The organism is Paenimyroides ceti, from assembly GCF_030409925.1.
Genome location: NZ_JAUFQU010000001.1, coordinates 3,425,379 through 3,437,636 on the forward strand (window position 1 = coordinate 3,425,379; position 12,258 = coordinate 3,437,636).

A 12,258-nucleotide genomic window follows, 5' to 3' on the forward strand; every position below is an offset into this window, starting at 1 on the left:
CATTAGTTTTCTTTTACAGCAAATATTATATTCATAAATGAACCTACTGTTACATCAGCATCCGGTTGTATAGTGTATGTTAATATTCCCGTATTGGAAACTGTTACACTGGCAAAAACAGTAGTGTCATACCATGTAATATAGTAATCCAGTTCATTTGCCGGTAGTATTGGTAATGCAGTTGTTTTTCCAGGATTAGAAGCCATCGGTGTATTGAACTGACGGGTATAGCGTGCATACAAATTTAAAGTACCAAAACTTTCTCCTGGAATATTTGGATCTGCAACAAATTGTGAGCTGTGTGTAGGGATCACAATCGAAGGCATATAGAAAAATTTAGGCATCGCTGCTTTTAATTGTTTTAACACACCTGAAGTTGCATCAGCTACTACTATTCTGTCTGCTGCGGTTCCTCTTTGCAGACCGGCCAAAGCCAATGTAAAGTTAGAAGTCGTAGTAATTACAGTTGCTTTCTTTAAAGCGCCGCCTAATTGTACTGCATCATCTGTAGCATCAACTGTCAAACCGTTATTTGCCTGTACTTCTAAAGCATTTGTCGTAGCATTTTTTACTAAACCGTTACCAGCTACAGCAGTGTCAATTTTTACAGGTGTAACAGAGTTATCTGCCAGTTTATCTGCTGTTACAGCATTAGCTTTAATGTTAGCAGTCACATTTTTTAACAGTGATGTCGCTGCATTAGCTGATAAATCTAAATCGGTAGAAGATAATGCTTTTCCGTTGGTTACGTTATCCGCATTGACTGATGGCGTCTGGTAGGTAACATTTCCGTTTCCGTCTGCTGTAGCTACCTGACCTGCTGTAGCACCCGTTGAGTTAAGTTTATTGGCAGTAACATTATTATTGGCGATATCAGATGTTTGTACAGCACCCGGTGCAATTTTATCTGTAGTAATCGCATCATTAGCAATTGCCAGTGTAGCATCTTTTAATACAGCACCTGTTAATGACGCTGATCCGTTGATTGTAATGCCTGTTCCTGTAAGGGTTTTAGTACTGTTTACATTCAGATCTGTTATGGAAACACTTGAAGTATTACCGTTTACATCACTTGTTAGCTGATTACCATTGAGCGTCAATGTGTTCGAAGTTACACGCGTAATTTGAGAATCATTAACCCATGTTGGTACGCCATTCACGACACTTAGTATCTGACCTGCAGTTCCAGGAGTAATTTTATTTGTATTAAGCGTTCCTCCGATATTGTTGAGGGTCAGGTTTGCTTCATTTACGTCAACCGTATACAATGTTTCATCAGTTGTAGGATTGGTAGTTGTAACTGCTACTTTATTGGATCCTGCATTTACTCTGGTCGTTTTTTGACCAGCCTGTATAGCTGTTTTTAGGTCTGTAGTTGTGGAAGCAATACCGTTTACCGTTGTTACAAGAGATGTTCCGTTAATAGCATTGGTAACTGTATTGATGATAGATGCGGATGCGATCTCTCCGTTTACCGTTGATGTAAGGGTATTGGTTCCGTTATTAACATAAGTATTTGTTGTTATTGGAACAATCTGATCCTGATCTACCCATCCGGTAGTTCCGTCAGCTTTAGTGATCATCAATTGACCTGCAGTTCCCGGAGTTATGGCGATAGAAGTGTTTTTTAATGTAGCATTATCACCATTAGTAATTGTAAGTCCTGTTCCGGAAATATTTCCTCTACGCCCTGCTAATTCATCAATTGCGTCCTGTACATTGTCTGCAGTTAACTGTGAAGTTGTATTGTTGTATACAATACCTGAAGCGTTTGCATCTATAGCAGTAATTGTTGTACCTGTTGCATCTTTAAAGGTATAAACACCGTTTTCATACGTAACATTTACCATATTTGGATCAATAGTTACTGATGCATTGGCTTCATTCAGATAAGTGAAAGTTCCGTTTGCATTTCTTACCAAAGTAGTCACAGTTTCGTTATCCTGTACCATCTGTTGGAAGTTGATGGTTTGTGATACCCCAGCATTATCGACATAGGTAAAAGTAGTTCCGTCATAATATACATTACCACCTACTTTAGTTTCATTCAATACTTCAATCAGTTCGTTTAATACAGTTGTATTGTTTACGATGTTTTGAAAGTTACTGATGACATCAGCCGGAACGTTGATAGTAGTTACTGTATTGTCTTCAGAAGTATAGGTATATGTTCCGTCATTGTTGTTAACTAACGTTGTAACGGTTTCATTATCCTGTACCATCTGTTGGAAGTTGATGGTTTGTGATATCCCTGCGTTATTGACATAGGTAAAAGTAGTTCCGTCATAATATACATTACCGCCTACTTTTGTTTCGTTTAATACTTCGATTAGTTCGTTTAATACAGTTGTATTATTTACGATGTTTTGAAAATTACTGATGACATCAGCCGGAACGTTGATAGTAGTTACTGTATTGTCTTCAGAAGTATAGGTATACGTACCGTCATTGTTGTTTACCAAAGTAGTCACAGTTTCATTATCCTGTACCATCTGTTGGAAGTTGATGGTTTGTGATACCCCTGCGTTATCTACATAGGTAAAAGTAGTTCCGTCATAATATACATTACCACCTACTTTAGTTTCATTCAATACTTCAATCAGTTCGTTTAATACAGTTGTATTGTTTACAATGTTTTGAAAGTTACTGATGACATCAGCTGGAACATTGATGGTTGTAACGGTGTTGTCTTCAGAAGTATAGGTATATGTTCCGTCATTGTTGTTTACCAAAGTAGTCACAGTTTCATTATCCTGTACCATTTGTTGGAAGTTGATGGTTTGTGATACTCCTGCGTTATCTACATAGGTAAAAGTAGTTCCGTCATAATATACATTACCACCTACTTTAGTTTCATTCAATACTTCGATTAGTTCGTTTAATACAGTTGTATTGTTTACGATGTTTTGAAAGTTACTGATGACATCAGCCGGAACGTTGATAGTTGTAACGGTGTTGTCTTCAGAAGTATAGGTATATGTTCCGTCATTGTTGTTTACCAAAGTAGTCACAGTTTCATTATCCTGTACCATCTGTTGGAAGTTGATGGTTTGTGATACCCCAGCATTATCGACATAGGTAAAAGTAGTTCCGTCGTAATATACATTACCACCTACTTTTGTTTCGTTTAATACTTCGATTAGTTCGTTTAATACAGTTGTATTGTTTACGATGTTTTGAAAATTACTGATGACATCAGCCGGAACGTTGATAGTAGTTACTGTATTGTCTTCAGAAGTATAGGTATATGTTCCGTCATTGTTGTTAACTAACGTTGTAACGGTTTCATTATCCTGTACCATCTGTTGGAAGTTGATGGTTTGTGATATCCCTGCGTTATCTACATAGGTAAAAGTAGTTCCGTCATAATATACATTACCGCCTACTTTTGTTTCGTTTAATACTTCGATTAGTTCGTTTAATACAGTTGTATTATTTACGATGTTTTGAAAATTACTGATGACATCAGCCGGAACGTTGATAGTAGTTACTGTATTGTCTTCAGAAGTATAGGTATACGTACCGTCATTGTTGTTTACCAAAGTAGTCACAGTTTCATTATCCTGTACCATCTGTTGGAAGTTGATGGTTTGTGATACCCCTGCATTATCTACATAGGTAAAAGTAGTTCCGTCGTAATATACATTACCACCTACTTTAGTTTCATTCAATACTTCAATCAGTTCGTTTAATACGGTTGTATTGTTTACGATGTTTTGAAAGTTACTGATGACATCAGCCGGAACGTTGATAGTAGTTACTGTATTGTCTTCAGAAGTATAGGTATATGTTCCGTCATTGTTGTTTACCAAAGTAGTCACAGTTTCATTATCCTGTACCATCTGTTGGAAGTTGATGGTTTGTGATACCCCTGCGTTATCTACATAGGTAAAAGTAGTTCCGTCGTAATATACATTACCACCTACTTTAGTTTCATTCAATACTTCAATCAGTTCGTTTAATACAGTTGTATTGTTTACGATGTTTTGAAAATTACTGATGACATCAGCTGGAACATTGATGGTTGTAACGGTGTTGTCTTCAGAAGTATAGGTATATGTTCCGTCATTGTTGTTTACCAAAGTAGTCACAGTTTCATTATCCTGTACCATCTGTTGGAAGTTGATGGTTTGTGATATCCCTGCGTTATCTACATAGGTAAAAGTAGTTCCGTCGTAATATACATTACCGCCTACTTTAGTTTCATTCAATACTTCAATCAGTTCGTTTAATACGGTTGTATTATTTACGATGTTTTGAAAATTACTGATAACATCAGCTGGAACGTTGATGGTTGTAACGGTGTTGTCCTCAGAAGTATAGGTATACGTACCATCATTGTTGTTTACAAGCGTTGTAATAATATTTAGATCAGCAATTGGAATAAAAATAGTATTACCATCGCTATCTGTAAGTACTAAGTTATGATCAGGATTTACAGTTAAGCTTTCATTTGTTGTATTGGTAGTTTCCAAATCGGTTTGATTGATAATACGTAACCATTTGTCTATAAACCAATAATAATATCCTGGTTTGATATTATTACTATCAGTTGTATTGAAAACCAGTAAGCTGTTAATGTTACCGTTTGTTATTGTTGTCGTATCTGTTGTATTATTTAATGCCACACGAGGGATTAAAATACCTTTGTCAGAAGCTACTATTTCTAATTGTGATGATTTGTTCGGAGTTAATGTACCGATCCCTACCTGAGCATAAGAAGCGCCAGAAAGCAGTACTACCGCTAAAGGAAGTAATTTATTTTTCATTCTTTTTTATTTTGATTTATGTTTTACATGGAATACCATGCAGTTGTTTATAGTTAATTTTTTTCTGCTATTGAATGAGATCAATTGACACGATTGGAAAGACAGCCAGTTCAGAATGTTGTTTCGGAATTGCTGAATAAAATAGTTAAATTAAAAAAAGTAGTTTTTTTTAAATCGTCTTCAGTCTAAGTTTTGTAGTAGTATGTCATCATATCGTTAAAAATTGTTCTGTAATAGTTGTATAATTTGTTCCCTTGTTGGGATTTGTACTTTTTTAGACAATTGGATCAGAAAAAGTCACATTTATTTATTTAAATTTTAAAAAAGCATTGTATGTATTAATTATTATTACTATATTGCTTTATTAATATCCTTGTATTATCGAAGACTATTTTTTACTTTTTAAAGAAAAAATAAAATATTTTCTATAATTTTCTGATAAATATAAATAACTTCATTGCCCTTGACAGAAAATGAATTTAGTTTTCTGATAAGCTGATTTGTCACCAAATAATAGCTGCAAAAATAGGATATCTATCGGCTTCAGATGTTTCAAAAAATTAGGTGAAAGTTCGAGATAATAAAATGAAACATTGATTTTCAGGTGTTTATAATTTTAATTTTTATAATGCTGTCCAAATTCAAGAATTGAAGAAATTATTTATTATGACTATTCACATTTTTAAATTGAGTAGGAGTAATTTTAAACTCATTGCTGAAAGCTCTGTAAAAAGAGGTTCTGGAATTGAATCCACAGGCATATGCAATGCTTTCCATACTCATATCATCTTCTGATTTCAGAAATTCAACAGCAAAAGTTAATCTTTTTTTATTGACATACTGATTGAAATTCGTGTCTAATCCTGCAGAAAAAACCTGAGTAAGATTATATTTGGATATCCCTATCTTTTTGGCTACCGCCTGTAGGGAGAGTTCAGGATTCAAATAATATGTATTGTCTATATTTTCTAATAATTCAACATAGTTCCTTAGAATGGAATCAGTAAGCTTGGATTTTTTATATTTAGAATCCATTTCATTTTGCGTATTCTGCGGCTTACTATCCGTTTCCTTTACCGATGCATTCAGGGATATTATCTTTTTATTATTTGTTTTTTCTTTATAATTATTCTTTATGAGTTGCCTGAATATGATACCTGTAGCAGCAAACAAGGCAAAATGTATTAAAGATACAATAATACGATCTCCTGATTTATCTGGCTTGTAACCAAAAGTATATCCTATAAAAAGAACCGCTACACAGCAAAGTAAAATGAGTAATTCTGTGAGTAGATTTTTATAGACATTCAAGTAGTTTTTTACTGCTTTCTTGGTTTTTACTATATAATACGTATAGGCAGCATACATCACAAAACTCATGCTTGTAAATACATACAGTGTAAGGATATAAGAATAAATATAATCTTTCCAGTATTCCGGTCCCGATAAGATGATAAGAAAGGCAAAGCTATAGAGTAGTGGAATTATGAAATGCCATAATATTATTTTACCGGATTGTTTTTCTTGTTTAGAAAAGAAGAAAACAAAGGCAAAGAGAAATACCCCATAGAATAAGCTAAAAGGAGCGCCTATATTAAAAAAAAGATTTTCATAAAAAAAGAGGTTCGCTACAAATGCGCATAAAGCGTGAAATATCATGAATGCTAAAATAAGAATAGCATACTTTTCAAGCCTTGTTCTTTTTTTTAGTGTAAGCAGATAGATGCCTGTTGATGCAAGCATTAAGGTATTAGAAAGAAAAATTGACGATAATAACTGAGAAATATTAATCTGATCCATTGTTTTTAAGGTGAAAATTCCTATACTCAGAAGGTGTTTTTCCAACAATATTTTTAAAATGTTTATTAAATGTTGATTTTGAATGGTATCCGCATTCCAAGATAAGACTTTCTATTGTGTAGATATGAGCAGATTCCCTGATTCTTTTTTTTGCGAACTTGATGCGATAAAAAGCAAGTAATTGATAAAAGTTTAGCTGTAATTCATTATTTAAAAAATGGGATAATTGTTGTTTATTCATTTTCATATCTTTTGAAAACTTTTCAAAGTTATAGGAAGGATCTAAATAATCGTTACAACTTAAAAAATAATCTTCAATCTTATGGAGAAAACTACTCTTATGGGTAGGGAATTTGAGAATTTTTATGTCCGGTTGATTTTCAGTAATAAGTTTAGGTGTGTTGAGTATAATGAGAATGACCCATACATAAATGAGTTCTACAAATAACAAACAAGCAGCAATAATTCTTGGACCGAAATCAAAATAATAATCACTTTCTATTTCGAACCCGGAAATGATGAGTACAAGCCCAGAAATGATGAGGAAGTATTTATTGAATAAAACCCAATTACTGTGGATATCTTTTTTACCACTGTATAATTTTCTGTTAACCAAGAAAGAATATCCGATAAGGAACACTCCATTGATTATAAAAATAAAATACATGGTCAATGTCTCCGGATAGAAATAAAGTCCCATAGAAAAACAAATAAAAGGCAGACATAACAGAATATTTTTTATAGTCAGAAGTTTTAAATCTTTATTGGTACTATCGATACTTAATTGCAGAATCAGACCGTATAGCAAGGTTACAAAACTGAAATATCCGTTTAAAAAGAGAACGGAATGAAGGATAAGAAAAAACATCAACGCAATCAATATCCGTTGAAAATTCTGATGTTCTCCATCATTGTCATAGTTTTTGAGTAACCATCTCATTAAAAGGAGTTTTTTATAAATTTATAATTTAAACAAATGAAAATAACGAAAAACAGACTGTTATATTTACAGCTTATTGTTTTCCAGATATTTGATGTATTGTGAAGGAGTTATTCCTGCAATTTGTCTGAAAACGGATGTAAATTTACTATGAGTAGAAAATCCGCATTCAGAAGCCATATAACTTATTTTATATTGTCTGTATTTTTTTTCTGTTTTGAGTTTCTCTAAAATGTAATTTATTTTAAGTTCATTTATGTAAGTACTGAAATCTTTATGATATTGTTTGCGTAAAATATGGGAAAGATATTTTGTATTGGTACTAAACTCAACAGCAAGTGATGCTAAAGAAATATTTTCATTTAGAAAGAGCAGTTTTTTTTCAAATAACTTCAATTCTTTCAAAAGCCTTTCTTCTGTTTCAAAAGCCATATTTGTAGTCTCTGCCGAAGGATGCTGTACCTTGGAGAAACTATTTTCAACTTTTTTATTTGCATCATGAGTGAGCAGAATTTTTTCAAAATTTAAAAGGTCTCTTTTTCTTTTTTTATGGTAAATATAAAAAGAGACAACTATAATAATTACCAGTAAACTAATAATGAATGTCAATAAAAGTAATTTTTTTTGACTCTTCATTTCCTGATGATTCAAATCTCTTATGAGGGTAGTTGTTGTGTTTTTTTTTGCAATCTCAAGTTGGGATGTTAAAGCCAGATATTTTTCATTAATCGTCAGATATTCTTTTTGGTTTCCGGTTTCTTTGTAATAACGCATAAGAATCAGATAGTTTTTCTCTTTCAAGGCAAAAAAATCGGATTCTTCTCCTAATAGATATGCTTTATGAAGATAATCAATTGCTTTTTCATACATACCCAAATAAAGATAAATTTCTCCTAATCCATTATATATAAAACCTGTGAGAGCACTTTCTTTAAAATTGATCTGATTGAGATGATCTAATCCTTTGTTGTAATAATAAAGAGAGGAGTCAATCTGTTTGAGTGAGAAAAAATTACTTCCTAATAATTCCATATTGGTAGCCAGTAGAAAATTTTTTGATTGAACATCTGAAATTTTTTCAAAGTAAAGATTTCCTTTTTTTAGATTTGTGATTGCGTCGGTTATTTTTTGTTCATTCTTTGAATAATAGGAGAGTTCCTGATATACATTTCCCTGAAAACGATAAGATTCATCTTTGTTCACAATCTTTTTGCTAACTTCCAACGCCTTATGTAAATACTCTTTTCCTTTTTCATTTAATCCGCTGTCTCTGTACAAAGAAGATAAATGACCCAGTATCTTTGCCTGCCATTCCTTATTTTCGTTGTTTTGTGCAATATCATACGCTTTCAGAGCTATCTGAATAGCCTGATCTTTTTTCCCCTTTTGCTGCAGGAGCTGAGAGGTAATCATTTGAGATTGAATCCGCTGAATGTCGTTTTGAGCAATTTTGTACAGAGAATCTGCTGTTTTTAAAGCACTGTCTGTATTGGAGTCTGTTTTCTCCCGGGCTAATTTGTTATATATGCTGTCAAAAGAATATTTTCTATCTGTAGATTGAGAAAACAAACTATATGATAACAAAAAGGATAAAAACAAGTAGTAGTGCTGTCTCATAAATATTGCTCTTATAAAATAAGAAATGGATAGTAATAGATATGTTTTTTCTTATTTTACATAAAATACTTATAATGTTATAAGTAGCTACAAAAATAATGCATATCATATTAATATGTGCAGTAATTCATAAATAAATAGTATGTTTTTAAGAATTTCTGAAATTCCGTACAGTTGAGGGGAAATAATATGTAACATCTTCTCTTCAAAACGAATACAGAAATAGTATATTTGCATTTTAAAACAGGAGATACCCACCTTAAATTTTGTATTCATTTATAAAACATGAATAGAATAGATAAAAATAGTTTAGAAGAATTAGATGACCTGGAATTGATCAAGTTGACATTGAGCACTAAAGATTCTCGTTTTTTCTCTGTTTTATATGACAGATATGCTCCGTATGTGTATAACAAATGTTTTTCATTTGTGGATACCAAAGAGGAAGCTCAGGATCTGACACATGATATTTTTATTAAGGTCTATTTAAGCTTAAAGACGTTTAAAAATGAATCTAAGTTTTCTACTTGGTTATACTCAATTACTTATAATTTTTGTGTCAATTTTATAAGCAAGAAAAAAATTAAATACAACTTAGATATCGATCAATTGGGGCATATTCAGGATGAGGGAGAAGAAAATGGCACTGAAGAAGATTTTGATATTTTACAGATTAATTATGCTAAATTGCAGGAAATTCTTAGAATGCTTGATGTGCAGGACAGAATTATATTGTTAATGAAATATCAGGATGATTTATCAATTAAAGAAATTTCAGAGTTATTAAAAATTGGTGTAAGTGCAGTTAAAATGAGATTACAACGATCCAAGCAAAAGGTAATGAAGAAATATAAATCATTGTAATTAGTATGGAGAACCCTTTTAAAAAAATATTAATTAAAGAAGATTTGCCTGGCTTGATAAAAGATAAGGTGATGGATGATATCGATTTGATTAAATTGACCATAGACTTATCGGAACTTTATCTGGTTGGTATTCCACAGGTATTTTCCTCATTCAGTGACAAACCCAATAAAGATCTAAAAGAAGACAATAACTCAAAAGATAATAATAATGAATAGTGATTTTTTTTACAATATTTCAGATCCCGCTGTATGGTCAGGCATCTGGCATGATAATATAAAAATGCTTCTCATAAAGTTTTTTTATGTACTGCTTTTTATCCTTGTTTCCTGGATATTATTCAAAGTTATTGTTAAGATTTTAAGCCGAGTTCTCATTCTTGCTAAGGTTGATAAAATTAATCATTATGTAAATAATATTGATTATTTAAACAGCCTGAATTTTAAGTTTGACATCCGGAAAATTATAATCGGTTTTATAAAACTGGTTTATGTACTGATCATTGTTGTAATCGGAGCCGATATTTTCAATATGCCGGGAGTTACTCTGGTGATTAATGAAATCATCAGTTATCTGCCGCGTATCATAGGTGGACTGATTATTTTATCGATAGGGGTTTATGTGACGAATTTGCTCAAAAGCAAATTAAACTTATTTCTTCAGATTTTACAGCTCAATGCCGGATTAAAGATTATTAAGTCATTTATACTCGGTGGAGTTTTTCTTTTTTTCCTTTTGATCGCCTTAAATCAGATGGGGTTTGATCTGAGTCTTATCACAAACAATCTAAGTATTATTCTCGGATTGATTGTCGCTTCCATATCACTTTCTTTCGCTTTGGGATCCAAGGATATTGTTACCGAAGTTTTGTATAGTTATTATCTGAAAAAATCGATTCAGGTAGGTGATGTCATTAAGATAGAAGATGATGTTTCCGGTATTGTTGTGTATATAGACAGCATAAATTTAAAACTTAAATCAGAAAATAAATACATATTGTATCCGATCAATAAAATAAAAAATCTGAAAATAGAAATTTTATAATCGGATTCAAGATCACAAAACCTTTTGCTGTATAAGGATTCCTAGAGAGGTTTTCTTAAAAAAAGCTTCAGTTGAGTTTTGTTATTCAGACATTATCAGATGTTGTATGCAAACGCATTAAATATTAAATCATAAAGGCAGATTCATGTTAGACAACAAAGAAAATAAAAGAACCTCCTTAGAGCAGTTGGGAGAATTCGGACTGATAGAACATCTGACAAAACATTTTGTCAGTGAGCAGCAGAGTACAGAAAAAGGAATAGGTGATGATGGAGCCGTACTTGACTTTAAATCGAATAAAGTCGTTGTTTCTACTGATTTACTGGTAGAAGGTGTACATTTTGATTTGAGTTATATGCCATTGAAACATCTTGGATATAAAGCTGTTGTGGTAAATATTTCTGATATCTGTGCTATGAATGCCGTACCCACTCAAATTACAGTCTCCATTGCTGTTTCTAACCGTTTTCCATTAGAGGCATTGGAAGAATTCTATGCTGGAATACAATTGGCTTCAAATTACTACAATGTGGACGTAATCGGAGGCGATACCACTTCTTCTCAGACAGGGCTTATCATTAGTGTTACAGCGATAGGAGAGGCTGAAGAAAAAGATATTACATATCGTTCCGGAGCTAAGGATACCGATCTGCTTGTCGTTACAGGAGATTTGGGAGCAGCTTATATGGGATTACAAATTTTAGAAAGAGAAAAACAGGTTTTTCTGGTCAACCCGAATAACCAACCGGATTTAGAGCATTATTCTTATTTAATTGAAAGGCAGTTAAAACCGGAAGCCCGCAAAGATATCAAAGCATTATTGTATGATCTTGATGTAAAACCTACTTCAATGATTGACATTTCAGATGGACTTTCTTCAGAGCTTTTTCATATCTGTAAACAGTCTGGCGTCGGATGTAATGTATACGAAGATAAACTTCCGCTTGATCCTCAGTTTATAAATGTTTGTGAAGAATTTAATATTGACAGCACTACTATTGCCATTAATGGAGGAGAAGATTACGAGTTGCTGTTTAGCATTAAAATGGAAGATTACGACAAGATCAAAGGAAACCCTCATTTGAGTGTAATTGGACACATTGTACCTGAAAATGAAGGGTTGCATATCGTGACCAGAGAAAACACAAAAATCCCTTTAAAAGCGAAAGGATGGAATGCTTTTAAAGAGTAAAAAGAAACGCCGGTCTCAGACCGGCGCTTCAT

At 32.7% G+C, this 12,258-nt stretch carries 9 protein-coding genes; 4 read left to right on the top strand and 5 right to left on the bottom strand.

All coding sequences use genetic code 11. The annotated features are described in order from the left end of the window. Positions 1-2 precede the first annotated feature (2 nt). From QW060_RS16770 to QW060_RS16790, 5 genes are all read right to left on the bottom strand, one after another. Positions 3-4,769: a beta strand repeat-containing protein gene (locus QW060_RS16770; protein ID WP_290364608.1), complete on the bottom strand. Its 4,767-nt coding sequence runs from the start codon at positions 4,767-4,769 to the stop codon at positions 3-5. Positions 4,770-5,426: 657 nt separating this feature from the next. Next, positions 5,427-6,614 (bottom strand): helix-turn-helix domain-containing protein, encoded by a 1,188-nt coding sequence (locus QW060_RS16775; protein WP_290364609.1) that lies wholly within the window; start codon positions 6,612-6,614, stop codon positions 5,427-5,429. Then, positions 6,556-7,509 carry an AraC family transcriptional regulator gene (locus QW060_RS16780; RefSeq protein ID WP_290364610.1) on the bottom strand — a complete coding sequence of 318 codons (954 nt, stop codon included), beginning with the start codon at positions 7,507-7,509 and terminating at the stop codon, positions 6,556-6,558. Before QW060_RS16780 ends, QW060_RS16775 begins: the two co-directional genes overlap by 59 nt. A gap of 66 nt (positions 7,510-7,575) precedes the next feature. Then, positions 7,576-9,126 carry a tetratricopeptide repeat protein gene (locus QW060_RS16785; RefSeq protein WP_290364611.1) on the bottom strand — a complete coding sequence of 517 codons (1,551 nt, stop codon included), beginning with the start codon at positions 9,124-9,126 and terminating at the stop codon, positions 7,576-7,578. A gap of 105 nt (positions 9,127-9,231) precedes the next feature. Beyond that, entirely contained in the window at positions 9,232-9,402 is a 171-nt protein-coding gene (locus QW060_RS16790) for a hypothetical protein (protein ID WP_290364612.1), read from the bottom strand. Between the two features lie 57 nt (positions 9,403-9,459). On the opposite strand from QW060_RS16790, the gene QW060_RS16795 reads away from it, so the two are divergent. From QW060_RS16795 to thiL, 4 genes are all read left to right on the top strand, one after another. Then, a complete protein-coding gene (locus QW060_RS16795; protein ID WP_290364613.1) occupies positions 9,460-9,990 on the top strand; it encodes an RNA polymerase sigma factor in 531 nt (176 codons plus the stop codon). A gap of 5 nt (positions 9,991-9,995) precedes the next feature. Continuing rightward, positions 9,996-10,208, top strand: a complete 213-nt coding sequence (locus QW060_RS16800; RefSeq protein WP_290364614.1) for a hypothetical protein — start codon at positions 9,996-9,998, stop codon at positions 10,206-10,208. After that, the gene (locus QW060_RS16805; RefSeq protein ID WP_290364615.1) at positions 10,201-11,034 is read left to right on the top strand and encodes a mechanosensitive ion channel family protein; all 834 of its coding nucleotides are present in this window, start codon (positions 10,201-10,203) and stop codon (positions 11,032-11,034) included. The genes QW060_RS16800 and QW060_RS16805 overlap by 8 nt, the downstream gene beginning before the upstream one ends. A 145-nt stretch (positions 11,035-11,179) precedes the next feature. After that, the gene (gene thiL, locus QW060_RS16810) at positions 11,180-12,226 is read left to right on the top strand and encodes a thiamine-phosphate kinase (protein WP_290364616.1); all 1,047 of its coding nucleotides are present in this window, start codon (positions 11,180-11,182) and stop codon (positions 12,224-12,226) included. Positions 12,227-12,258: the final 32 nt, after the last annotated feature.

Coding starts and splice junctions, on each gene's coding strand:
- QW060_RS16790 (WP_290364612.1), bottom strand. CDS start 9,402: ATGAATACAAAATTTAAGGTGGGTATCTCCTGTTTTAAAATGCAAATA.
- QW060_RS16800 (WP_290364614.1), top strand. CDS start 9,996: ATGGAGAACCCTTTTAAAAAAATATTAATTAAAGAAGATTTGCCTGGC.
- QW060_RS16805 (WP_290364615.1), top strand. CDS start 10,201: ATGAATAGTGATTTTTTTTACAATATTTCAGATCCCGCTGTATGGTCA.
- QW060_RS16780 (WP_290364610.1), bottom strand. CDS start 7,509: ATGAGATGGTTACTCAAAAACTATGACAATGATGGAGAACATCAGAAT.
- thiL (WP_290364616.1), top strand. CDS start 11,180: ATGTTAGACAACAAAGAAAATAAAAGAACCTCCTTAGAGCAGTTGGGA.
- QW060_RS16785 (WP_290364611.1), bottom strand. CDS start 9,126: ATGAGACAGCACTACTACTTGTTTTTATCCTTTTTGTTATCATATAGT.
- QW060_RS16770 (WP_290364608.1), bottom strand. CDS start 4,769: ATGAAAAATAAATTACTTCCTTTAGCGGTAGTACTGCTTTCTGGCGCT.